The organism is Streptomyces sp. ASQP_92 (assembly GCF_025399895.1).
GTDB lineage: Bacteria > Actinomycetota > Actinomycetes > Streptomycetales > Streptomycetaceae > Streptomyces.
This window is the reverse complement of the sequence record NZ_JAODUA010000014.1, coordinates 1-23,778: the sequence shown is the minus strand read 5'-3', so window position 1 is coordinate 23,778 and position 23,778 is coordinate 1. Positions and strand designations below refer to the sequence as shown.

Here is a 23,778-nt window from a genome sequence, read left to right as displayed (position 1 = left end):
GTCAGCTCCTCGCGCTGCCCGGCCGGGCCGTGGCGTGCATCGAGCCGAGCAGGCCGAGGGCGTCGGCGCTGGGGGAGCGCGGTTCGGCGTGGTAGATGATCAGCTGCTGGCCGGGGGCGTCCCGGACGTCGAACGCGTGGTAGGTGAGGCTCAGCGCGCCCACCTCGGGGTGGTGGAGCCGCTTGGCGTCCCGGGCCTTGCCGCGCACCGCATGGGCGGTCCACAGCCGGGCGAACTCGGGGCTCCGCTCGCCGAGCAGCGTGACGAGCTCGCGCAGGCGCGGGCCGCTCGGCTCAAAACCGGCGGCCTCGCGCAGGTTGGCGACGGTCGCCTCGGCCGTCCGGTCCCACAGCGGGTAGAAGCGCCGCGCGGCCGGATCGAGGAAGGCCATGCGGGCCAGGTTGTCCACGGTCTCGAAGGGTGAATACAGGGCGTCCGTCAGGGCGTTGGCGGCCAGCACGTCGAGCGTGCGGTTGATCACGAACGCCGGAGTGTGCGGGTAGCCGTCCATCAGCCGGCGCAGCGTCGGGCTCACCCCTGCCGGGGCGGGGCGGCGATCGCCCTCGGGGACGGCCCCGGCCAGCCGGAAGAGATGCGCCCTGGCCTCGGGATCGAGTCGCAGGGCGTGGCCGAGCGCCCTGAGGACCTGGGGCGAGGGGTTGCGTTCGCGGCCCTGCTCCAGACGGGCGCAGTAATCCGCGTTCACCCCGGCCAGCACGGCCAGCTCCTCGCGGCGCAGCCCCGGCACCCTGCGCGTCCCGTGGCTCACCATCCCGACGTGCTCGGGCCGCACGCTGGCACGGCGCGCACGCAGGAAGTCGCCCAGGTCGTTGTCGGTCATGCGCCCAGCGTAGGACGGCGAGGGACGGCTGTGCCCGGGTGCGTCACACCCAGGCAGCGGCGCCGGTCAGCCGAGTCGGCGGTCATGGACCTCGGCCGTGAGACGCGGCCACGAGGAGACGAGCCGGGCGAGCTCGTCCGACGCCAACTCACCGCCTGAGCAGGGTAGTTGAGTGGCGTGGAAATGAACGGTCGTCCCCGTCGTGCCGTCGCCCTCGACCGGGCGCAGGCCGGTGGTGGGCACGCCGTACGCGTAGCGCTGGGACCACGCACCGTCCGCGCGGCGATTGGTGTGGACGAGCCACTCGCTGAGCGCCGCGACGACGGACATACCGCGTCGAGGATGGCCGCCGGGGAGGGCCTCGGCGTCCGGGTGGTCGAAGAAGCGGAGGTCCTTCGTCGCCATGACCGGCTTCTTGACGGGGCGGCCCTCGGCGTCGAAGCGGGTGTCGGTGCCCCTGCCGTCGTCCGCCACGCACACCGAGCCATCGGCGTTCAGGGTGACGGCGCACCGCCCCGCCCCCCGGGACTCCGCTTCGTCGGCCGCGTAGGCGACGACTTCGAGGATCAACTGCCGCCTGCCGCCCGGGGCGAACGCGGCCGGGTCCCGGCGGATCGCGGCGAGGTGGTCGGCGTCGACCGTGTTCGCCCAGTCGTGCGTCGTATTGCGCCACAGCGGCAGGTGCCCGTCCATCGCCGAAGTATCGCAAGGGGAGCGGAGGTTGGCGGCGCCGGCCCCGGCGCCGAAGCGCCCGGGGGAGCGGTGGCCGGCCCAGGTGCGGCCGGATCCGTGTCAGCGGCCCGCGTGATCGCCGGTGAACTCCCATGCCGCGATGTCGCGGTAGTGGATGGGGCCGGGACCCCGGCCGATGTTGCTCGCGACCAGATGCAGGCGCTCCGTCGTCCACGTACGGCCGGTGAACCCGGCCAGCTCGGCGGCTGTTTCCTTGACACCGGTGGGCTCGGCACGGCGGGCCCGCGCCAGGGTCAGATGGGGGCGCAGGGGCCGGTCCTCGAAGACGACACCGCAGTCCCTGACCACGTCGCGGACCTCGGCGGTCAGCCGGTGCAGCCCTTCGACGTCCCCGTCGATCCCGCTCCACAGGACCCGCTCGTCGAAGTGCCCGCCGCCGCGCAGCGCAAGGCGCAGGGGTCCGCGCGCGGCCGCGAGCTCCGCCAGCGGCTGTCGCAGCAGGGGAGCGGTGTCGGCCGGGAGCTCGCCCAGGAAGGCCAGGGTGATGTGCCAGTCCTCGATGCGGTTCCAGCGCAGCCCCGGATACGCCTCGTACGCGGGCCGCAGCGCTCGCTCCAGCTCGTCCTTCGCGTCGTCGGGCGGGGCCAGCGCTATGAACACGCGGACGGTGGCCGGCGGAATCTCTTCGTTCACGTAGGCCTTCGTACACCACCGGCGGGCGCGAGGGTCGCACGGCCTGCCCGCACGTTTCGGGACGGGACGCCCCGGTGGGGGCCTCTCGCCCCTTGCGGGGGCCGGGTGGGCCCGGGAGATCATTCAGGTGCACCGCGCTCCACCGAGCAGCACCCTGTGCGCGTACCCGCCGCACCCCGTACCGACCGAGGAGTCCCATGACCGTCGTGATCCGACAGCCGGGCGTCGTCCTGACCGACCACTTCTTCCAGGTTCCGCTGGACCACGGCGCCCCCGAGGGCGAGCGCATCGAGGTCTACGCCCGTGAGGTGGTCGCGACCGGCAAGGAGGGCTCCGAACTCCCGTGGCTGCTCTTCCTCCAGGGCGGTCCCGGCGGACGGGCGGCGCGGCCGGTGGGCCGGGACACCTGGCTCGACCGGGCGCTTGAGGACTACCGGGTGCTGCTCCTGGACCAGCGCGGGACCGGACGTTCGACGCCCGCCACCCGGCAGAGCCTGCCGTCGCGCGGGGCGGCCGCCGCGCAGGCCGAGTACCTCTCCCACTTCCGCGCCGACTCGATCGTCCGCGACGCCGAGCTGATCCGGCGCGCACTGCTCGGCGAAGGGGGCCGGTGGAGCCTGCTCGGGCAGAGCTTCGGCGGCTTCTGCACGCTCACCTATCTCTCCCTCGCCCCCGAGGGACTCCGCGAGGCGCTGATCACCGGCGGCCTGGCGGGCCTGCGCAGCAGCGCCGCGGACGTGTACCGGGCCGCCTATCCGCGCGTCGCCCGCAAGAACACCGCCCACTACGCGCGCTACCCGCAGGACGTGGCGGCCGTGCGGCGGATCGCCGAGCACCTGCTCGCGCCCCCGGCCGCGCTGCCGGGCGGCGGGCGGCTGACGGTCGAGGCCTTCCAGGCGCTCGGCCTGATGCTCGGCACCGGCAACGGCTCCGACCTGCTGCACTACCTCCTGGAGGACGCCTGGATCGACGGCGGCGCGGGGCCCGAACTCTCCGACACCTTCCTGGCCGGCGTCCAGGCCAAGCTCTCCTTCGCGGACGCCCCCCTCTACGCCGTACTGCACGAATCCATCTACGGGCAGCGCTCGGTGGACCCGGGCCCGACCGGCTGGGCCGCCGAGCGGGTGCGCTCGGAGTTCCCCGAGTTCGACGCCGCCAAGGCGCTCGCGGACGGCTCCCCGGTCCGGCTCACCGGTGAGATGATCTACCCGTGGATGTTCGAGACCGATCCGTCGCTGCGCCCGCTGCGGGAGACCGCCGACCTGCTGGCCCACCGCACGGACTGGCCGGACCTCTACGCCCCCGACGTCCTGGCGGCCAATGAGGTGCCGGTGGTCGCCGCCGTCTACCACGACGACATGTACGTCGACACCGCCGACTCCCTGGCCACCGCCGACGCGGTACGCGGACTGCGGACCTGGGTGACCAGCGAGTGGGAGCACGACGGGCTGCGCGTCAGTGGCGGCAAGGTCCTGGACCGGCTGATCCGGATGGCCCGGGGCGAGCTGTAACGCGCGCCCACCGCGGCACAGTTGGGCTCTCGCGGTCATGCGCGGCGGCTCAGGACGGTCTCGTCTCGCATGTACGCGAGCTTCTCGGGGTTGCGTACGGCGTAGAGCCCGCTGATGCGGCCCTCCTCGATGCGGACCGCCACCACGGTGTCGACCTCGCCGTCGAGGTGGAGGACGAGCGCGGGGTGGCCGTTCACCCGGGTGGGGCGCAGCGAGGCCGCGGTGGCTTTGCCGAGACCGCCGATGAGCAGGCGGGCCACCTTGTCGGACCCCCGGACGGGCCGCAGGATGGCCTGCTTGATGCCGCCGCCGTCGCCCATGAAGACGACGTCCGGCGCGAGGACGTCCAGGAGGCCGCGCAGATCGCCGGTGGTCGCCGCCCGCCGGAACGCGTCGAGCACGACCCGGGTCTCGCCGGGCGAGACGCTTCCGCGTGGCCGGCGCGCCGCTACATGGGCCCGGGCCCGGTGGGCGATCTGACGGACCGCGGCCCGGCTCTTGCCGACGGCGCCGGCGATCTCCTCGTATTCGAGGCCGAACACCTCGCGCAGCACGAACACCGCGCGCTCGGTCGGCGCGAGCGTCTCCATCACCAGGAGCATCGCCATCGAGACGCTGTCGGCGAGTTCGACGTCGTCGGCCACGTCCGGGGCGGTGAGCAGCGGCTCGGGCAGCCAGGTGCCGACGTAGGACTCCTTGCGGCGACCGAGTGTCCGCAGCCGGGCCAGAGCCTGTCGTGTGGTGATCCGGACCAGATAGGCGCGCCGGTCCCGCACCGCGCCGAGGTCGACGCCGGCCCAGCGCAGCCAGGTCTCCTGGAGGACGTCCTCCGCGTCGGCGGCCGAACCGAGCATCTCGTACGCCACGGTGAACAGCAGATTGCGATGGGCGACGAACGCTTCGGTGGCGGGGTCCGGGGGCCCGCCACCGAGCGGGCGCCCGGTCGTCCTGTCCTGCGGAACTCCGCTGCACTCGTTCGTCACGGGCCGCTCCTGCCTGTTGGCTGCCGAGGGTGTCACGCCCACAAGACGCCGGCCCCCGCCGCTCTGTGACATCCCTCGGCGGTGGCCTGCGTCACATCGTCGGTCTGTCACAGCGGGCGGCCGGGCGGCGTCTTGTGTTCGTTCGGCGCACGGCGCGAACGGCACACAACGACCCGCACCACCAACGACGATGAGTGAGGACGACGTCATGGACGCTCGGTTCAACCTGTTCGAGAACGAGCTCGGCGCGAAGTTCGCCAAGCGGTTCGCCAACGCCGGCCTGGTGATCCAGCAGTCGACGCTGGCGAAGTCCACGCAGGAGCTGGTGGCGCTGCGGGCGAGCCAGATCAACGGCTGCGGGTGGTGCATCGACCTGCACACCAAGGAGGCCGCGGCCGCGGGCGAGAGTGCGGTACGCCTCCATCTGGTGGCCGCCTGGCGGGAGTCCACCGTGTTCACCGAGGCGGAGCGCGCCGCGCTCGCACTGAGCGAGGAGGGCACCCGGCTCGCCGACGCCCACCAGGGCGTGTCCGACGAGACCTGGGCCCGGGTGCGCGAGCACTACGACGACGACCAGATCGCCGCCCTCGTGTCCCTGATCGCCCTGATCAACGCGGCCAACCGCCTCGCCGTGATCCTGCATCAGCAGGGAGGTGCGTACGAGGCCGGCACCTTCGCGGCCCTGGTGAACTGACCGGCGCGGACGCCCCCAAGGCATCGGCCGAGTACGGCATCTGATGGACCATCAGGTCCGTGCCCGTCCCGCCAGGGTTCCGTCGTCCTGACGGAACCCTGGCGGGACGGGACCGGCCGTTCGCCGGTTGTCGCGCGATGGTTCGGGCATCCTCGGTGGGGGGCGGGCCGCACCGCGGCCGCGCCGGGGAGGAGTGCCATGGAGTGGCAGAGCGATGAGTTCGGGGCATCGCACGAGGGCCGCGCGGGTGCGGTCCTGGCCGACGGCAGCGAGCCCGAACCGATGTACCTCGACGCCGGCAGCGGTTCCTTCGGCTGTACATCCAGTGACTGGTGGCTCTACGACGGCACCCTGAGCGCCCCGCTCGCCACCCATCTGCGCGGAGTGTGCTCCTGCGGCTGGCGCGGCAGCGGCCTCCACCCGGTCGACTGGTCCCAGGTGGACGACGAGCGGCCGTACGACACCGTCGTCCCCGGCCCCTACGCCGACTGGCAGAACCACATCCGGCACGTCGAGGCGCGCACCGTGCCCGTCCCGGTCGAACTGGACGATCTGGTCGCCCAGTTGGACACCCGCCTGAGCACCCTTGCCGACGACGCCCCGCTCGCCGCGCTGCGCGTGGTGGCCGCCCTGGAGCGCCTCAGCGGTCGCATCGGCATGGTGGCCGCGTTCCACACCCGGGCCGACGAGGTGTCCTGGGAATCGGTGGGGCATGCGCTGGGGCTGACCGAGCAGGAGGCCCGCTCCCGCGTGGCCTCGTACCGCTACCGCTCCTGACGGATCGTCAGTTTCCGCTCGACGCGCGCGTGTTCCGCCCGGAGCCGCGGCGCGTCGGCCGGGTTACCGGGGACCCGCGGCCGCGACGGTGCGGCCCTCACGCAGGGCCGAGCGCCCCTCTTCCCAGGCGGCGAGAAGGTGCCTGGCCAGACGGTCCTCGACGAAGCCGGTGGCGTCCGCGCCGAAGGCGACATCGGCGTCCAGGAAGGGTTCGTCGGCGAGGAGACCGGCCACCACCTCGTGCCGGACCACCTGTTCGTGCACCGCGTCGGCCTCGACGTGCTCGGCGTAGAAGTGTTCGGCGGCCGGGCCCGCCTCCAGACGGCTCATCGCGGCGGCGAGCCGGCGCGAACCGGGGGAGGAGGTGATCTCCACGGCCGCGAAGTGACCGATCAGGGCGCCGCGCAGGGCTCGCTGCAGCCCGAACAGCGACATGAGGTTGACCGTCACCAGGGCTTCGGCGGGTGCCTCGTCGAGGTAGTGGCCGTAGTCGGTGTTCAGTCCCAGGTCGGCCATGAGGTTCGCGAAGAGCTGGGAGTGGATGCGGTCGGCGCGGCCCCCGCCGAACTCGTCGTACTCGATGGCCACCATGCCCGCCTTGGCGCGCCCCCGCAGCCGGGGCACGACCCATAGATGGGGGTCGGCTTCCTTGAGGTGGTAGAGCGAGCGCAGCATCACGTACTCCCGCATCTGCCACAACTCCCCGTCGCGGGCGAGGTGGTGGCTGACGCCCGTCTGCTCGACGGGCTCCACGAGCAGCTCGTCGAGCGCCTCTTGCGCGGTACGGCCACCGGGTGTGTCGGCCCGCAGCGCGGACAGGAAGGAGCGCTCCAACTCGCGGCGCACGGTGAGCAGGGCCGGGTCCCATTCGCGGTCGTCCGGTACGCCCTCGAAGCCGCGGTAGTGCAGTTCATACAGCGCGTACAGGGCGAGTTGGGCGTCATCGCCGTACGGGTCGGCGTCGCCGACGGCACCGGCGTCCGGCAGCCCTTCGCCCGGGCCGTCGGCCAGAGCGGCGATCACGGCGTGCGACAGGGGGCCGCGGGGGGTGGGCAGGGCGGTCACGGCGAGTCCTTCGGGGCCTCGGAGGGGCGGGAGCGGCGGCGGTGGCTGGTGTCGCACCAGGGGGGTGTGCGGGTGCGCCGGCACGTGCAGACGGCGACCACGAAGCGGTCCGAGCGGGCGACCGTCCCATCGGCCGCCGTCACCTCGACGGGCCCCTCGATCAGGACCGGGCCGCCCGGGTCGACCGTGACGCGCCGGGCCGTGGTCTCGGGAGCGAGCTGGTCAGGTGTGTTCGGCACGGATCACCACCAGCTCCTCCATCGTGTCGTGCGGACCGACCAGGCGCCGGTCCCGCAGCCAGTCCAGGCGGGAGCGCAGGACCGGGCCGTAGGGGATGAGCGTCCGGTCGGCCACCTTGGCCCGCATACCGGCCGCCTCCAGCATGTTCACCGTGGCCTCGGTGCCGCTCAGGGCGGACTGGACCACCAGGAACACACCGTGCGGGCCCAGCAGGGCGGGCGCGGTCCTGCACAGCCGGTCCAGTACATGGCGGCCGTCGACACCGGCGTCCCAGGCCCGCGCGGCGCCCCGGCCGGGCGGCGCGGGGTGCGGGGCGGGCACATAGGGAGGGTTGCTGAGAATCAGGTCGAAGCGCTCCCCGGCGAGGTCCTCGACGCTGCCGCGGCGGGCGTCGACGGAGAGGCCCGCGCGCCAGGCGTTGATCCGGGTGCTCCACACCGCCCGGCGGGCGACGTCCAGGGCGGTCACCCGCGCCCCCAGATGGGCCGCGCACAGGGCCAGGGCGCCGCTGCCGGTCCCGATGTCCAGCACGTTCATTCCGGCCAGGGATCCCTCGCGGCGCAGCGTGTCGGCGAGCAGCCGGGTGTCGTCCTGCGGGGCGTACACACCGGGGAACCGCCACAGCCGGTCCCCGGCGGCGAACCGGGCCGGGGGCGCGTCGGGGGTGATCAACCGTGCCATGGCGGGCCTCGCTGAGTCGGTCGACGAAGTGCTTGCCGTAGGAATCGAGGATTCCGGATCCTCCACCAGCGTTCCTCGCTTTCTCCACGACGTCCATTTGAGTCGTCACGGTGCGTACACCGTGATCGACAGGTGCCCCGCAGAAGTCTGTTGATGCGGGGCGGACGGGAGATTTCCCGTGGGGTGCGAGGAGGAGGCGGGGCAGGGGTGGCGAACGCGCCGCGGCCGGGTACGACGGGTCCCGGACGGGCGGTGCGGGTGCGCGCGGGCGCACGGGCCGATGAGGGGCTCAGGGCCTCAGACGCGTGCGGACGAGACGTGCAGACGCAGGGTGAGGCCGGTCTCCAGGGCCCGGACCTCGACGAGGTCGCAGAGCTGGTGGATCATCCACAGGCCGCGACCACCGTTGCTGGAGGCCAGCGCGGGGCGGCGGCGCCCCGCCAGTGGATCGCTCAGCCGGCCGCCGTCGCGCACCTCCGCGATCGCCGTGCCGGAACCGGTGCACCACAGGCGCAGGGTGCCGCTTCCGCCGCCGTGGGCGACGGAGTTGGCGGCCGCCTCGCTGATGGCGATGACGAGGTCACCGCGGCGCGCCGGATCCAGATCCATCCGCCGCGCCCAGGCGTCCGCCTGCTCACGGACCTCGCCGAGGTCACCGGCCGCGTACTCCAGGCACACCTCGGCCGCGTCGGGCTCGGGCAGCGGAAGGTCGCAGTCCGCGCAGACGACCTCGGCGTCGGTATAGGCGGGACTGGACAGGCTCTGGCTGTCCTCGATCAGCGTGGGGTGGGTGCGCCGCGCGTCGGCGATCACGGCGGAGGGCAGACGGCTCGTGTCGTACGGACAGAGAATCGTGGCCCCGCGCTCGTGGAACGCGGTGTTGATCAGCGCCTCGTGCCGGGTGGCCTCGAGGATCTCCGCCTGGGAGCGGCCCGCCCAGATCGGTTCGCCTATGATCCGGGCCGCCCGGCCCGGGTGCCGGTCGGCGAAGCCCTGGAGGGCGGCGAGGATACGGCCCGGGTTGCGGCCGAGCTCGGTCATGTCGGCGAAGTCCACGGCGCTCGCGTCCGCGCCGAGCTCCTGGCGCAGGGCATCGAGACGCGACGTCGGAACGGCGACGAAGACCGGCTCGTCGGCGGCGAGAGCGCCCCGGACGAAGCCGCCCGTCTCGCGCACGTACTCGTCCAGGTCCCGGTAGAAGAGGGCGGGATGGATGAACGTCTCCGCCTCGGGGCGCGTGGTGATGGTGTCGGTCATACGGGCACCTCCAACGCGCCACACTCGTCCGGAAACAGCTGCGCGACCCGGCGCAGTGAGTAGGGCGGGTTCTGGAGCATCAGGCGTCGCCCCTGGCGGCGCAGGTGGTGCGTCGCCTCGACGAGGGCGGCGACCGCCTGCGCGTCGATGAACGTCGCGTGGGAAAGGTCGAGCCGGACCGTCTGGCCCGGGATCCCGGTGATCGCGGCCAGGGCGGCGCCCAGGTCCGGCCGGCTGTCGAGATCGGCGCTTCCGCTGAGCCGGACCCCCACGCCGTCGGGCAGCGCGCTGACCGTGAACGGCGGCGGCGCGAGCCGCGCCGTCGCGGGCGCGGCGCTGTGGTGTGCGCCACTCAGGAGCCCCGCCAGACGCGCGGGTACGACGCGGCGGTCGAACATGCACAGGCCCGTCACCGGCAGATCCGCGTAGACCTCGCGGTCCAGGCGCAGCTCGTACTCCAGCAACCGCTCCGCGCCGGGGAGCTCCCGGGCGCACCAGGACTTGTCCTCGAGCACCGTCAGACCGGCGAACCCGTCGGCGAGGGCCTCCGTGCACGCGGCACGCACCAGGGGGATCACCCGGTCCGGATCGAAGGGCAGATTCCGGCGGAAGAAACCGTCCGAGCCGGCGACCCTCAGCCGTCCGCCCTCCTGGGCCGCGGCCACGTCTATGCCGCCGCGCCTCAGAACATCGAGGACGGCACCCGCCGGCTTGGCGTCGACGTCGCACAGGACCCGGCGGCCGCTGCCCAGACCGGCGTGGACGGAACGCAGCACCACGTCCGCCCACTCGGTGTCGTCGTCGTACGCGAAGAAGGAGTGTTCACCCTCGGCGACCGGCGCGGGGCCACGGGATGTGGGCACGTGGCCTCCCTTCGAGGCGTCGACATGGGCACGGAACGCTGATGAGCCTAGCGGGCCCGGCCGACAATCGCCCAGAGTGTGCCTGGTCACGGCAGCGCCCCAGCGGGGCCCGGGTGGGGGAAGCGGTGGGATAACCTCCTCGGCGGCGCGTGTACCCGCCGTGTGGATCTCGTGAGGGTCCATGAAGGTGGCAGGCGCCGATGGGGCGAGAATGGTGGGCCGTTGGCCTGGGGTATGACGGAGGCGAAGTTCCATGGCTGGCTCGACGAAACCCACTGTTGCGCAGCAGCGGACCGCGGGAACATCCGGTTCCGCTCAGGCCGGCGAATCGGAGCTGCGTCAGCTGCTCGCGGGTCTGACCGCGGTGCGCGACGGCGACTTCGGCACGCGCCTGCCCGGCGAGGCGGACGGCCTGCTCGGTGAGATCGCCGTCGTCTTCAACGGGATGGTCGACCAGCTTTCGCTGTTCACCTCCGAGGTGACCCGCGTCGCCCGTGAGGTCGGCACCGACGGACGGCTCGGTGGGCAGGCCGAGGTGCCGGGTGTCTCCGGTACGTGGAAGGACCTGACCGACTCCGTCAACGCGATGGCGGGCAACCTCACCAGCCAGGTCCGCGACATCGCCCAGGTGGCCACCGCGGTCGCGCAGGGCGACCTCTCGCAGAAGATCGACGTGGCCGCCCGCGGCGAGATCCTGGAGCTGAAGAACACCGTCAACACCATGGTGGACCAGCTGTCCGCCTTCGCCGACGAGGTGACCCGCGTCGCTCGCGAGGTGGGCAGCGAGGGGCGCCTGGGCGGCCAGGCGCAGGTGCCCGGCGTGGGCGGCACCTGGCGGGATCTGACCGATTCGGTCAACTTCATGGCGGGCAACCTCACCGACCAGGTCCGCAACATCGCCCAGGTGACGACGGCGGTCGCCCGGGGTGATCTCTCGCAGAAGATCACCGTCGATGCCCGGGGCGAGATCCTGGAGCTGAAGAACACCGTCAACACCATGGTCGACCAGCTCTCCGCGTTCGCCGACGAGGTGACCCGTATGGCGCGCGAGGTCGGCACCGAGGGCATCCTCGGCGGCCAGGCCGACGTCAAGGGCGTCTCGGGCACGTGGCGCGACCTGACGGACTCCGTGAACGGCATGGCCGGCAACCTCACCGCACAGGTCCGTTCCATCGCGCAGGTGGCCACCGCCGTGGCCAAGGGCGACCTCTCGCAGAAGATCACGGTCACCGCCCGCGGTGAGGTCCTGGAGCTGAAGGAGACCATCAACACGATGGTCGACCAGCTCTCGTCGTTCGCCGGGGAGGTCACCCGCGTCGCCCGCGAGGTCGGCACCGAGGGCCGCCTCGGCGGGCAGGCCGACGTCCGTGACGTGTCCGGCACCTGGCGGGACCTGACCGAGTCGGTCAACGTCATGGCCGACAACCTGACCGCGCAGGTCCGGTCCATCGCCGAGGTGACGACGGCGGTCGCCAAGGGCGATCTCTCGCAGAAGATCCGGGTGGACGCGCGGGGCGAGATCCTGGAGCTGAAGGAGACCATCAACACGATGGTCGACCAGCTCGGCGCCTTCGCCGACGAGGTGACCCGCGTGGCGCGCGAGGTCGGCACCGAGGGCAACCTCGGCGGCCAGGCCACGGTCCGGGGCGTCTCGGGCACCTGGAAGGACCTCACCGACAACGTCAACGTGATGGCGTCCAACCTGACCGGGCAGGTCCGCTCGATCGCCCAGGTCGCCACCGCGGTCGCCAAGGGCGACCTGTCGCAGAAGATCAACGTCGAGGCCAAGGGCGAGGTCGCCGCCCTCGCCGGTGTCATCAACACGATGGTCGACACCCTCTCCGCGTTCGCCGACGAGGTGACCCGGGTCGCCCGCGAGGTCGGCACCGAGGGCACCCTCGGCGGCCAGGCCCGCGTGCCGAACGTCGCGGGGACCTGGAAGGACCTCACCGACAACGTCAACTTCATGGCGCACAACCTGACCAGTCAGGTACGCAACATCGCGCAGGTCACCACCGCCGTCGCCCAGGGCGATCTGACCCGCAAGATCGACGTGGACGCGCGCGGCGAGATCCTGGAGCTCAAGACCACCATCAACACGATGGTCGACCAGCTCTCGTCGTTCGCCGCCGAAGTCACCCGAGTCGCCCGCGAGGTCGGCAGCGAGGGCCGGCTCGGCGGGCAGGCCGAGGTCGAAGGCGTCTCCGGCACCTGGAAGCGGCTCACCGAGAACGTCAACGAACTGGCCGGCAACCTGACCCGCCAGGTCCGCGCCATCGCCGAGGTCACCGGCGCCGTCGCCGAGGGCGACCTCACCCGGTCGATCACCGTGGACGCCTCCGGAGAGGTCGCCGACCTCAAGGACAACATCAACTTCATGGTGGAGTCGCTGCGCGAGACCACCCGCGCCAACGAGGAACAGGACTGGCTCAAGTCCAACCTGGCCCGGATCTCCGGCCTGATGCAGGGCCGCCGCGACCTCGCGGTCGTCGCCGAACTCATCATGGACGAGCTCAGCCCCCTGGTCTCCGCCCAGTACGGCGCCTTCTACCTCGCCGAGGAGACCCCGGACGGGGTCTACCTCAACCTCATCGGCTCCTACGCCCGGCCGGACGCCACCCTCGGCGCCCGCTTCAAGCTCGGCCAGTCCTTCGTCGGCCAGGCGGCCCGCAGCAGGCGCACCATCGCCGTGGACGACCTGCCCGCCGACTACGTCTCGGTCTCCTCGGGCCTGGGCAGCACCGAGCCGGTCAGCCTGATGGTGCTGCCCATCGTGGTCGAGGAGCAGGTGCTCGGTGTCATCGAGCTCGCCACCGTGCACGCCTTCACGCCGACCCACCGCGACTTCCTGGAACAGCTCATGGAAGCCATCGGTGTCAACGTCAACACCATCATCGCCAACGCGCGTACCGACGAGCTGCTCGGCGAGTCGCAGCGACTGACCGCCGAACTCCAGACCCGCTCCCAGGAGTTGCAGGCCCGGCAGGAGGAACTCCAGTCCTCCAACGCCGAGTTGGAGGAGAAGGCCGAACTGCTCGTCGCGCAGAACCGCGACATCGAGACCAAGAACCTGGAGATCGAGCAGGCCCGCCAGGAGCTGGAGGACCGGGCCCACCAGCTCTCCCTCGCCTCCAAGTACAAGTCCGAGTTCCTGGCCAACATGAGCCACGAGCTGCGCACCCCGCTCAACAGCCTGCTCATCCTCGCCCAGTTGCTCGCCCAGAACCCGAGCCGCAACCTCACCCCCAAGCAGGTCGAGTACGCCGGCATCATCCACTCCGCCGGCTCCGACCTGCTCCAGCTCATCAACGACATCCTCGACCTGTCCAAGGTCGAGGCGGGCAAGATGGACGTCAGCCCCGAGCGGATCTCGCTGCGCAAGCTCCTCGAGTACATCGAGGCCACCTTCCGCCCGGTGACCAGCCAGAAGAGCCTGTCGTTCACCGTGAGCGCCGCCGAGGCGCTGCCGGCCGAACTGCTCACCGACGACTACCGGCTGCGCCAGGTGCTGCGCAACCTGCTCTCCAACGCCGTCAAGTTCACCGAGAAGGGCGGGGTGGAGCTGCGGATCGAACTGCTCGACGAGCACCTCGCCCCGGATGCCGCCCGGCGCGGCGGCCCGGTGATCGCCTTCCATGTGATGGACACCGGTATCGGCATCGCGCCGCAGCACCTGGAAACCGTCTTCGGCGCCTTCCAGCAGGCCGACGGCACGACGAGCCGCAAGTACGGAGGCACCGGCCTCGGCCTGTCGATCAGCCGGGAGATCGCCTTCCTGCTCGGCGGCGCGATCACCGCCGAGAGCGTGCTCGGCCAGGGCAGCACCTTCACCTTCTACCTGCCGGTCGCCCGGCCCGACTACGCCGACCTCAACGCTCCCGCCGGGCGCCCGGCCCTTCCGGCCGTCGTGCCGCAGGAGGAGGTGGCCGCCGAGCCCGAGCCGCACGGCGCGGCCGCCCCGGCCCCGGAGATCGTCCAGCCCAAGCGGCTGCTGGTCGTCGAGGAGCGCTCGCGCGGACTGCTCTCGCTGGTCGCGGAGAGCGCCGTGGGCGATCTGGCCGCCCACCCCGACCTCGGGGACCCGCGGGGCCCGGTGGAGATCACCGCGGCGGTCGGCGTGAACGAAGCGGCGGCGGCGCTCGCCGAGATGCCCTGCCACTGCGTGGTCCTGGAGCTGGACCTGCCGGACGACGCGGCACTGCGGTTCCTGGAGGAGATGGGACGGGACGCCGCGCTGCGCGGGGTGCCGGTGCTGGCCCACAACAACCGCCGGCTCGGCACCGAGCAGGAGCAGATCCTCCAGAAGCGCGCCGCCTCCCAGCCGCTGGAGCTGATCTCCAGCCTCGACGAACTGCGCGAGCGCATCGCCCTGCACCTGAGCGCCGACCAGCCCGGGGACGTGCTGCCGCTGGTCCGGGCCGACGAGCCGGTCGCGGTGAGCCACGACGTCGACTCCTCGCTGGCCGGGCGCACCGTGCTGGTCGTGGACGACGACGACCGCAACCTGTACGCCATCACCGGCATCCTCGAACTGCACGGCGTGACGGTCCTCCAGGCCGAGAACGGCAAGATCGCCATCGACACCCTGGCCGCGCACCCCGCGATCGATCTCATCCTGATGGATGTGATGATGCCGGAGATGGACGGGTACACGGCCACTGCGGTCATCCGGGCCATGCCCGAACACGTCGACCTTCCGATCATCGCCGTGACCGCCAAGGCGATGATCGGTGACCGGGAGAAGAGTCTGGCCTCCGGAGCGAGCGACTACGTCACCAAGCCCGTGGACGCGCACGAGCTGGTCGCACGGATCAAGCGGCAGTTGAACGCCTGATCCCGTCCGGCCACCACGTCAACGACAGTCCACCTCCCAAGGAGCGCTTGTGTCCAAGCCCCAACACACCGGGGACGAGCACGGGAGCGGCAGCCCTCTGAAGGCGGGCCGTTCCCTGCCGGCCCAGACGGCGGCGCCCGGCGCGGCCCCCGCGGACGGGCCCGGCCCGGCGACAGCTGTCGACCTGGCGACGGGTGCCACCGTGGCGACGAGCGCCGATCCGGCCGAGGGCGCGGGCGCCGTGGGCCGCCTCGCGGACAGCGTCCGCCGCTTGCAGGAGCAGCTCCAGCGCGCCCAGGCCGAGGCCGACGGGCGCGCCCTGGTCGACCTGGCATGCGGCATCCTCGTCGAGCGTCTGAGTTGCAGCCCCGTCGAAGCCGCGGCCCAACTGGAAAGCCTGGCCGAGCAGTCCGGCATGTCCACGCTCGAACTGGCCGCCGACCTCGTCAACCAGGCGACCCGGGACAAGATCGCCGACGTGGCCCGGGACTTCGTCACCGACGCCGTCCAGCCGGCCAGGGCCTCCGTCGGCCTGCGCCTGCGCAGCGCCGAGGCGGGCGCCATCGCGGCCGGCGACGCGCAGTCCGTGGCGCAGTCCATCCTTCAGCACGCCCTGGCGCCGCTGGGCGCGGTCGCCGTGGCCATCTGGGCCGCCCACGCCGACCAGTCCCTGTCCCTGGCCGGCAGCGCCGGGTTCACGGAGGAGGAGCCGGCCCGCTGGCGCCATGTGCCGCCCGGCGTACCCACCCCGGCCCGGCGCGCCCTCGACGAACGTGCGACCGTGAGTTACGACATGCTCGCCGAGGCGGCGCTGCCCTCGATCGGGCTGCGCGAGGTGGGCGGCGGCCGGGTCGCGGTACCGGCCGGCGCCGGTGGCCGCATCATCGGCGTACTCGAAATCTGCTGGCCCGGCCGGCTCCCCGAGCAGTCCCAGTCCATCGAGCGCCAGGTGCAGGTGCTGGCCGAACTGTGCGCGATCGCCCTGGAGAGCCACTCCGCCGCCGACGACTCCCGGTCCAAGGAGCCCGTCGACCCCCGGCTCACCGAACTGCTCGACCTCACCGACGGGCTCAACGACCCCTGTCTGGTGCTCCAGCCGCTCCTCGACACGGCGGACACCCCTGCCGACTTCCTGATCCGGCACGTCAATTCGAGCTTCGTCGACTTCGCCGGCCGGCCCCGCAACGTGATCGCGGGCGCCCTGCTCCTCGACGCGTACCCGCTCGCGGCCGAGCCCGGCGGACTCTTCGAGAAGGTGGAGCACGTCCTCGCCACCGGCGAGCCCTTCCGCGCCGAGCGCATGCGGCTCGCGGCCGTGGTCGACACCATCTCGCTGACCACCCAGGCCCAGGTCAGCATCAGCCGCCAGGGCAACCACGTGGTCGTGGTGCTGCGTCTGGACGACGGCACACCGAAGGTCGCCAGCCTGTTGCAGCACGCCCAACGCCTGGGCCGGATCGGCGGGTTCGAGGAGAACTTCCTCACCGGCGACATCGCCTGGAACGAGACCCTCTTCGAGCTCCACGGCCTGCTGCCCACCGCCGAACCGATCCCCCTGGAGCATCTGGCCGCGCACGTCCACCCGGACGACGCCCACTCCATCGGCCGGTTCCTGCGCTCCCTGCTCCACCACCAGCGGCCCGCCTCCACCGCCTTCCGGCTCCAGCGCGCCGACAGCGTGGCCCGGCACATCCGGGTGGTCGCCGAGCCCGTGCTGGACGACAACGCCCGGGTCACCGCGGTGCGCGGCGCCTACCAGGACGTCTCTGCCCAGCACTGGACCGAGGTCGCGCTCGCGGCCACCCGGGACCAGCTCGCCCAGAGCCAGCAGGAGACGGCCGAACGCAACCGGCTGGCCCTCCAGTTGCAGCACGCGATCATGCCGCCCAGCCATGGGCCCGTGGACCTGCACAACCTCAGCGTCGCCGTGCGCTACCGGCCCGCCGAGAAGGACCACCTCGTCGGCGGCGACTGGTACGACGCCGTGGCGCTTCCCTCGGGCCAGGTGCTGCTGTGCGTGGGCGACGTGGCGGGACACGGCATCGAGGCGGCGACCGGCATGGTCGCGCTGCGCAACGCGCTGCGCGGGCTCGCCACCACCGGAGCCGGTCCCGCCCAGCTCCTGGCGTGGCTCAACACCGTCACCCACCACCTCACCGACAACGTCACGGCCACCGCGGTGTGCGGTCTCTACGATCCGGGCTCGCGCGAACTGCGCTGGGCCAGGGCCGGCCATCTGCCGCCCGTCCTGATGCGCGGGGGCAAGGCGGCGACGCTGCCCAAGCTCGGCGGCATCCTCCTGGGGGCCGTCGGGCAGGCCACGTACGAGGAGGGCCACACCAAGCTGGAGACCGGCGACACCCTGTTGATGTACACGGACGGGCTGATCGAGCGCCGGGACCGGTCGGTGCAGGACTCCCTGGAGAACCTGCTCCAAGTCGCCCGCACACCACGCCAGTTGGGGCGCGAGGGGTATCTGGAGGACCAGCTCGACCATCTGCTGCGCTACACCAACGCGGACACCGACGACGACACCTGTCTCATCGGGGTCACCGTGCGCTAGCCGGGCCGGGCGGTCGTCAGTCCGTGCGGGTCCGGCTCCGGCAACTCCAGCGCATCGGGCCAAAGCCTCCCGTCCGGCGCCTCGGGCCCGGCTCGCCGGCCCCGGCGGCCGCGTACGGGCGGCCGTCGGCGGGCGGACACGAAGCGGCCCCGCGCGTCCGGGGGGAGGGACGGCGGGGCCGCAAGCCCGGGCCAGGTCGGGGGGACGCCTGGCCCTGTGGGGCCCTGAGGGGGGCTTGACGTTCGAGTGCCCCGGCGCCGCCGCTCCATGCGTGTGACCTGAGCCACCCGGCGCCGTCGGTCAGACCCCGCGGGCGCGCTCGAAACGGGCCCGGCCCTCGGCGAGGTCCACGATCGGCTCGGGGTAGTCGAGGGCCGCCCGCTCCGCCGGCTTCAGCTTCCACGGCTCGTGGACGACCCCGCGCGCCAGGCCCGCGAGTTCGGGCACCCAGCGGCCCACATAGGTGCCGAGCGGATCGAAGCGCTTGCCCTGGACCACCGGGTTGAGCACCCGGTTGGGGCGGGTGTCGGTGCCGGTCCCCGCCATCCACTGCCAGTTGAGCTGGTTGTTGGCGAGGTCGCCGTCGACCAGGAGGTCGAGGAAGTGGCGGGCGCCGGTCCGCCAGTCGGCGTACAGCGTCTTGGTGAGGAAGCTGGCCACCAGCATCCGGCCCCGGTTGTGCATCCACCCCTCGTGCGCGAGCTGCCGCATCGCCGCGTCCACCAGCGGATAGCCGGTGCGGCCCGCGCGCCACGCGGCGATCTCCCGCTCGTCGTCGCGCCACCGGTCGCCGCGCGGACGGTAGTCCTGGTGCGCCGACGCGGGCCGTGCCGCGAGCACCTGGTGGTGGAAGTCCCGCCACGCGAGCTGCCGTACGAACGCCTGCGCCCCCGGGGAGCCCTCGCGCCGTGCCGCGTGGATCAGTTCCACGGCGGACAGGGCGCCGAAGTGGAGGAACGGCGAGAGGCGGGAGGTGGCGTCGCCCGCCAGATCGTCGTGGCCCTCCTCGTATCCGGCGATGCCGCCGGAGAGCCACTGCCGAAGGCGTTTCCTGCCCTCCGTCTCACCGCCTGCCATCAGACCCGGCGACACCCCGCCCACATCGGCGCGCCGGGGCAGGGTGCCGGGCGCGACATCGGGCGTCGCGATCTTCCGGGGCGCCGCCACCACCTCGCGTACGCCCGCTTCGGACCAGCGCCGCAGATACGGCGTGAAGACGGTGTAGTGGTCCCGGTCCGCGGGGGTGACGGCCCCCGGCGCCAGCGCGGTCACCACGGCGTCATGGACCGACAGCGCACAGCCGATCTCGTCGAGCGCCGCCCGCAGCCGTCCCTCGCGCCGTGCCGCGTACTGGCTCACGCCGCCCGCCAGGTGCACCTGCCGTGCCCCGGTCGCGGACACCACGGCGCACACCTCGGCCACGACATCGCCGCTCCGGACGACCAGGTGGCCGCCGCGCGCCCGCAGCCCGCTGTCGAGATCGGTGAGGCAGTCGGCCAAGAAGGCCTGCCGGTTGGGCGCGTCGAATCCGGCCGCCCGCACCCCGTCGTCGTCCACGAACAGCGGCACCACCGCGTCGGAGCCGCGCACGGCGGCGGACAGCACCGGGTTGTCGTGCAACCGCAGATCTGACGTGAACAGCACTACGGACACGGTCACTTGGTCGGCTCCTCAAGGCGTACGTGATGCGTCGGACGGGCGGCGTACGGCCCGCGACGGGCGCAGGACACCGGCTGGACCGATCCTCCCGGACGGCGGCCACCACTCGGGTGATCCGACGCGGGCGTGGCGAGGGTCGGATGATCCCAGGGAAGGCTCCCGGTTGACGACAGTATGTGACCGTTTGGCCCGGAGACCCGGGGATACCCGACGTCAGGAGGGCCGCCGATCCGGGTGGACCCAGGAGGTGCGCCCGGGCCATGAGGCCGCCCTCGCCCCGGACATCACCGACCGCCCGCACCGACCGGCCCGCCGGGCCGTCGAACGCAAGGAGTGACATGCGACGCGAATCCGCACGCGAACTCGCCGACCTGGGACAGCAGTTGAGGGTGGACGCGGTGCGCGCGGCCGCCGCGGCGAACTCGGGCCACCCCACCTCCTCGATGTCCGCCGCCGATCTGGCGGCGGTCCTGCTCGCCCGCCATCTGCGCTACGACTTCGACCGGCCCGACCACCCCGGGAACGACCGGCTCATCTTCTCCAAGGGCCACGCCTCCCCGCTGCTGTACGCGATGTACCGGGCGGTGGGCGTCGTCGACGACGAGCAGTTGCTGACCTTCCGCCGCCGCGACAGCCTCCTGGAAGGCCACCCCACCCCGCGACTGCCTTGGGTGGACGTGGCGACGGGCTCGCTCGGGCAGGGCCTGCCCGTCGGGGTGGGCATGGCGCTCGCGGGCAAGCGGCTCGAACAGGACCCGTTCCGGGTGTGGGTGCTGTCGGGCGACAGCGAGATGGCCGAGGGTTCGGTGTGGGAGGCCGCCGAGCACGCGGCGTACGAACACCTCGACAATCTGACGCTGATCGTCGACGTGAACCGCCTCGGCCAGCGCGGCCCGACCCGGCACGGCTGGGACCTCGACGCATACGCCCGCCGCCTCAAGGCCTTCGGCTGGCACACGATCGAGATCGACGGACACGATGTCGAGGCGGTGGACGCCGCGTTCGCCGAGGCGACGGCCACGCTCGGACAGCCCACCGCCATCATCGCCCGCACCCGCAAGGGCCGGGGCGTGGCCCAGGTCGAGGACCAGGAGGGCCAGCACGGCAAGCCGCTGCCGGACGCGGACGCCGCCATCGAGGAACTCGGCGGCCCGCGCTTCGTCCGCGTCGAGGTCACCGCGCCGCCCACCGCCCCGTCCCGGCGCAAGGCCGACAACGGCCATCTGGAACTCCCGCGCTTCGAGCTCGGGGGCTCGGTGGCCACGCGCGACGCCTATGGGCAGGCGCTGGCCGCACTCGGCTCGGCGCGCGAGGACGTGGTGGCCCTCGACGGCGAGGTCGGGGACTCCACCCGGACCGAGTTCTTCGCCAAGGACCACCCCGAGCGGTACTTCGAGTGCTACATCGCCGAGCAGCAGCTCGTCGCGGCCGCGGTGGGCTTCCAGACCCGGGGCTACGTGCCCTTCGCCTCGTCGTTCGCGGCCTTCCTGACCCGCGCCCACGACTTCGTGCGGATGGCCGCCGTCAGCCGGGCCGACATCAACCTCGTCGGCTCGCACGCGGGTGTCTCCATCGGCCAGGACGGCCCCTCGCAGATGGGCCTCGAGGACCTGGCGATGTTCCGGTCCGTGCACGGCAGCACCGTCCTCTATCCGTGCGACGCCAACCAGACCGCCCAACTGGTCGCCGCCATGGCCGAGTTGAGCGGAGTGCGCTATCTGCGCACCGGCCGGGGCGACGCCCCGGTCATCTACGGCCCCGAGGAGGAGTTCCGTCCCGGCGGCTCCAAGGTGCTGCGCTCCACCGACCAGGACCGCGTGACGATCGTGGCGGCGGGCGTCACGGTCCACGAGGCGCTGAGCGCGGGCGAACTCCTCGGCCAGGAGGGCATCGCGGTGCGCGTCATCGACCTGTACTCGGTGAAGCCGGTCGACGCGGACACCCTGCGGACCGCGGCCGAGGAGACGGGATGCCTCGTCACCGTCGAGGACCACCGCGTCGAGGGCGGCATCGGGGACGCGGTGGCCGAGGCCTTCGCCGACGGCCGCCCCGCGCCGCGCCTGGTCAGGCTCGGGGTGCGGAACATGCCGGCCTCGGCGAGCCCCGAGGAACAGCTCCACCTGGCGGGCATCGACGCCGAGTCGATCGCCGCGGCGGTACGCCTCCTGGTGGAACGCGCCGTGGTGCGCTGAGGCGGACGGCCGCGCATCATCGGCATCAGGGGTGCCGCGCGGCCGTCCTCGAACCGGGGACACCGCCGTACGCCCCGCCACAGCGGTGCCCTCGGGCCCGGCGTACGGCGCGGGGCACACCCGGGGCCGCCCCCGTTACAGAGAGCGAGTCCCGGTGCCTTCAGGAGACGAGACACAGCACGGCGGAGCGCCGCTCACCTGCCTGGTGACCGGCGCCACCGGGTACGTGGGCGGGCGGCTCGTCCCCGAACTCCTCGCCGCCGGCCACACGGTGCGCTGCCTGGCGCGCTCCCCGGAGAAGCTGCGCGACCAGCCGTGGGCCGGCCGGGTCGAGGTGCTGCGCGGCGATGTCACCGACCCGGATTCCGTCGCGCGGGCGTTGCGCGGCATCGACGTCGCGTACTACCTGGTGCACGCGCTCGGCACCGGGTCCGGGTTCGAGAAGACCGACCGGGACGCCGCCCGCCTGTTCGCCGACACGGCCGCGGACACCGGCGTGCGCCGGATCGTCTACCTCGGGGGGCTCACCCCCGCCGACGTACCGGTGCGGGAACTGTCGCCGCATCTGCGCTCGCGCGCCGAAGTGGGCGAGATCTTCCTCGCCTGCCCGGTCCCGGCGGCCGTGCTGCGGGCCGCCGTCGTGATCGGATCGGGCTCGGCCTCGTTCGAGATGCTGCGCTATCTGACCGAGCGGCTGCCGGTCATGGTGACCCCGAGCTGGGTCGGCACCCGCATCCAGCCCATCGCCATCCGCGACGTCCTGCGCTACCTGGTGGCCGGCGCCCGCATGCCCGAGGACGTGAACCGCTCCTTCGACATCGCCGGGCCCGACATCATGACGTACCGGGACATGATGGAGCGGTACGCCAAGGTGGCGGGCCTCCCGCACCGGCTGATCCTGCCCGTCCCCATGCTGAGCCCGAGACTCTCCAGTCACTGGATCGGCCTGGTCACCCCGGTACCCGCCGCCATCGCGCGGCCCCTCGCGGAGTCGCTGCGCCACGAGGTGGTCTGCGGCGAACACGACATCGCGCGATACGTGCCCGACGGGCCGGGCGCCCCCCTCGGCTTTGACGAGGCGCTCGCCCTCGCGCTGCGACGGGTCCGTGACGCCCAGGTCATGACGCGCTGGTCCAACGCCTCGGTCCCCGGCGCCCCCAGCGACCCGCTGCCCACCGACCCCGACTGGGCGGGCGGCAGCCTCTACACCGATGTGCGCGAGCGCGCCGTCGACGCTCCGGCCGACGCCCTGTGGCGGGTGGTGGAGGGCATCGGCGGCGAGCACGGCTGGTACTCCCTCCCGGCGGCCTGGGCGCTGCGCGGCTGGCTCGACCGGCTGGTGGGCGGCGTCGGACTGCGGCGCGGCCGGCGCGACGCACACCGGCTGCGCGCCGGGGACTCGCTGGACTTCTGGCGCGTCGAGGAGATCGAGACCGGCCGGCTGCTGCGCCTGCGGGCCGAGATGCGGCTGCCCGGTCTCGCCTGGCTGGAGATGACCACCGAAGACGCCGGACCGGGACGCAGCCGGTACCGGCAGCGGGCGGTCTTCCATCCGCGGGGACTGCTCGGCCACGCCTACTGGTGGAGCGTGTCGCCCTTCCACGCGATCGTCTTCGGCGGGATGGCCCGCAACATGGCGAAGGCCGCCGAGGCTGAGACGGGACGGGCGTCGCAGGTGTCGGGCGCCGGCCCCTGAGCCGCCCCGCCACCGGCTTCGGGCCGGACGTCCGGTGGCCCTTGCACACGTTCGGCCTTGGGGAAGCTGGGCAGAAGCTTCAGTACATCCACAACCAACCACGGGCAAATCCTCTGGGGGTTTCGATCATGGCGCGCCCGCCTGCCAGCACCGGCGCTTCACCGGGCACCGTTGAACGGACCATGGGACCGGCCACGCCGGCCCAGGCCCGCGACGAGGCCCGTACCTTTCTCTCCGCACTGGCGCCCCTGCCGTCGCGGGAAAGCGCCGAGAACGTGCTCCTCGTCGTCTCCGAACTCGTCACCAACGCCGTGCGGCACGCGGGCGGCGCCACGGCGCTGCACCTGGCCGCCGACCGCCGCTCGCTGCACATCAGCGTCCGGGACCCGAGCCCCGAACCACCGCGCGAGCGCCTGCCCGACCTTCGCGGATACGAGGGCGGCTTCGGCTGGCTCCTGGTCCGCAAGCTCGCCCGCAGCGTGGCCGTTACACCCAGCATGGACGGCGGCAAGAACGTCTGCGTCGCCCTCCCGCGC

General features: G+C 72.7%; 18 protein-coding genes. 8 read left to right on the top strand and 10 right to left on the bottom strand.

The features are described from left to right. Nucleotide 1: 1 nt before the first annotated feature. The 3 genes from N4G70_RS25695 to thpR form a co-directional block, all read right to left on the bottom strand. Nucleotides 2–841: a helix-turn-helix transcriptional regulator gene (locus tag N4G70_RS25695; protein WP_261715079.1), complete on the bottom strand. Its 840-nt coding sequence runs from the start codon at nt 839–841 to the stop codon at nt 2–4. A 66-nt stretch (nt 842–907) separates the two neighbouring features. Continuing rightward, nucleotides 908–1,534, bottom strand: a complete 627-nt coding sequence (locus tag N4G70_RS25690; RefSeq protein ID WP_261715078.1) for an ATP-binding protein — start codon at nt 1,532–1,534, stop codon at nt 908–910. Nucleotides 1,535–1,633: 99 nt separating this feature from the next. After that, nucleotides 1,634–2,227, bottom strand: coding sequence for an RNA 2',3'-cyclic phosphodiesterase (gene thpR, locus N4G70_RS25685; protein WP_261715077.1), 594 nt, complete (start codon nt 2,225–2,227; stop codon nt 1,634–1,636). A 197-nt stretch (nt 2,228–2,424) separates the two neighbouring features. On the opposite strand from thpR, the gene N4G70_RS25680 reads away from it, so the two are divergent. After that, the gene (locus tag N4G70_RS25680; RefSeq protein WP_261715076.1) at nt 2,425–3,738 is read left to right on the top strand and encodes an alpha/beta hydrolase; all 1,314 of its coding nucleotides are present in this window, start codon (nt 2,425–2,427) and stop codon (nt 3,736–3,738) included. 35 nt (nt 3,739–3,773) lie between these two features. On the opposite strand, the gene N4G70_RS25675 is transcribed toward N4G70_RS25680, so the two are convergent. Further along, complete coding sequence (locus N4G70_RS25675) at nt 3,774–4,763, bottom strand: RNA polymerase sigma-70 factor (protein WP_261715075.1); 990 nt, start codon at nt 4,761–4,763, stop codon at nt 3,774–3,776. A gap of 166 nt (nt 4,764–4,929) precedes the next feature. Between N4G70_RS25675 and N4G70_RS25670 the strand changes: the two genes are divergently transcribed. Both N4G70_RS25670 and N4G70_RS25665 read left to right on the top strand, forming a co-directional pair. Next, nucleotides 4,930–5,415: a carboxymuconolactone decarboxylase family protein gene (locus N4G70_RS25670; protein WP_261715245.1), complete on the top strand. Its 486-nt coding sequence runs from the start codon at nt 4,930–4,932 to the stop codon at nt 5,413–5,415. A gap of 198 nt (nt 5,416–5,613) precedes the next feature. Then, the gene (locus N4G70_RS25665; protein WP_261715074.1) at nt 5,614–6,192 is read left to right on the top strand and encodes a hypothetical protein; all 579 of its coding nucleotides are present in this window, start codon (nt 5,614–5,616) and stop codon (nt 6,190–6,192) included. Between the two features lie 63 nt (nt 6,193–6,255). On the opposite strand, the gene N4G70_RS25660 is transcribed toward N4G70_RS25665, so the two are convergent. The 5 genes from N4G70_RS25660 to N4G70_RS25640 form a co-directional block, all read right to left on the bottom strand. Next, entirely contained in the window at nt 6,256–7,257 is a 1,002-nt protein-coding gene (locus N4G70_RS25660) for an iron-containing redox enzyme family protein (protein WP_399036833.1), read from the bottom strand. Next, complete coding sequence (locus tag N4G70_RS25655; RefSeq protein WP_261715073.1) at nt 7,254–7,496, bottom strand: CDGSH iron-sulfur domain-containing protein; 243 nt, start codon at nt 7,494–7,496, stop codon at nt 7,254–7,256. The genes N4G70_RS25660 and N4G70_RS25655 overlap by 4 nt, the downstream gene beginning before the upstream one ends. Beyond that, on the bottom strand, nt 7,480–8,178 hold the full coding sequence (locus tag N4G70_RS25650) for a HemK2/MTQ2 family protein methyltransferase (RefSeq protein ID WP_261715072.1): 699 nt from the start codon (nt 8,176–8,178) through the stop codon (nt 7,480–7,482). Before N4G70_RS25650 ends, N4G70_RS25655 begins: the two co-directional genes overlap by 17 nt. Before the next feature lie 297 nt (nt 8,179–8,475). After that, nucleotides 8,476–9,435, bottom strand: a complete 960-nt coding sequence (locus tag N4G70_RS25645) for a sensor histidine kinase (RefSeq protein ID WP_261715071.1) — start codon at nt 9,433–9,435, stop codon at nt 8,476–8,478. Then, a complete protein-coding gene (locus tag N4G70_RS25640) occupies nt 9,432–10,298 on the bottom strand; it encodes an MEDS domain-containing protein (protein ID WP_261715070.1) in 867 nt (288 codons plus the stop codon). Before N4G70_RS25640 ends, N4G70_RS25645 begins: the two co-directional genes overlap by 4 nt. A gap of 253 nt (nt 10,299–10,551) precedes the next feature. Here N4G70_RS25640 and N4G70_RS25635 point away from each other — a divergent pair, with 253 nt between their 5' ends. Beyond that, a complete protein-coding gene (locus tag N4G70_RS25635) occupies nt 10,552–15,132 on the top strand; it encodes a HAMP domain-containing protein (protein ID WP_261715069.1) in 4,581 nt (1,526 codons plus the stop codon). A gap of 49 nt (nt 15,133–15,181) precedes the next feature. Continuing rightward, nucleotides 15,182–17,695, top strand: a complete 2,514-nt coding sequence (locus tag N4G70_RS25630) for a SpoIIE family protein phosphatase (protein ID WP_399036827.1) — start codon at nt 15,182–15,184, stop codon at nt 17,693–17,695. A 300-nt stretch (nt 17,696–17,995) separates the two neighbouring features. Here the strand turns inward: N4G70_RS25630 and N4G70_RS25625 are convergent, their stop codons facing one another. Further along, nucleotides 17,996–19,354 (bottom strand): deoxyribodipyrimidine photo-lyase, encoded by a 1,359-nt coding sequence (locus tag N4G70_RS25625; protein WP_261715068.1) that lies wholly within the window; start codon nt 19,352–19,354, stop codon nt 17,996–17,998. A 338-nt stretch (nt 19,355–19,692) separates the two neighbouring features. Between N4G70_RS25625 and N4G70_RS25620 the strand changes: the two genes are divergently transcribed. From N4G70_RS25620 to N4G70_RS25610, 3 genes are all read left to right on the top strand, one after another. Further along, the gene (locus N4G70_RS25620) at nt 19,693–21,546 is read left to right on the top strand and encodes a transketolase (protein WP_261715067.1); all 1,854 of its coding nucleotides are present in this window, start codon (nt 19,693–19,695) and stop codon (nt 21,544–21,546) included. A gap of 154 nt (nt 21,547–21,700) precedes the next feature. After that, nucleotides 21,701–23,242: an SDR family oxidoreductase gene (locus tag N4G70_RS25615; protein WP_261715066.1), complete on the top strand. Its 1,542-nt coding sequence runs from the start codon at nt 21,701–21,703 to the stop codon at nt 23,240–23,242. A gap of 182 nt (nt 23,243–23,424) precedes the next feature. After that, a partial coding sequence (locus N4G70_RS25610; protein WP_261715065.1) for an ATP-binding protein occupies nt 23,425–23,778 on the top strand: 354 nt, incomplete at its 3' end.

Excerpts from the sequence above, each read along its gene's own strand:
- N4G70_RS25695 (WP_261715079.1), bottom strand. The coding sequence starts at position 841 with ATGACCGACAACGACCTGGGCGACTTCCTGCGTGCGCGCCGTGCCAGC.
- N4G70_RS25690 (WP_261715078.1), bottom strand. The coding sequence starts at position 1,534 with ATGGACGGGCACCTGCCGCTGTGGCGCAATACGACGCACGACTGGGCG.
- N4G70_RS25680 (WP_261715076.1), top strand. The coding sequence starts at position 2,425 with ATGACCGTCGTGATCCGACAGCCGGGCGTCGTCCTGACCGACCACTTC.
- N4G70_RS25670 (WP_261715245.1), top strand. The coding sequence starts at position 4,930 with ATGGACGCTCGGTTCAACCTGTTCGAGAACGAGCTCGGCGCGAAGTTC.
- N4G70_RS25665 (WP_261715074.1), top strand. The coding sequence starts at position 5,614 with ATGGAGTGGCAGAGCGATGAGTTCGGGGCATCGCACGAGGGCCGCGCG.
- N4G70_RS25650 (WP_261715072.1), bottom strand. The coding sequence starts at position 8,178 with ATGGCACGGTTGATCACCCCCGACGCGCCCCCGGCCCGGTTCGCCGCC.
- N4G70_RS25645 (WP_261715071.1), bottom strand. The coding sequence starts at position 9,435 with ATGACCGACACCATCACCACGCGCCCCGAGGCGGAGACGTTCATCCAT.
- N4G70_RS25635 (WP_261715069.1), top strand. The coding sequence starts at position 10,552 with ATGGCTGGCTCGACGAAACCCACTGTTGCGCAGCAGCGGACCGCGGGA.
- N4G70_RS25620 (WP_261715067.1), top strand. The coding sequence starts at position 19,693 with ATGCGACGCGAATCCGCACGCGAACTCGCCGACCTGGGACAGCAGTTG.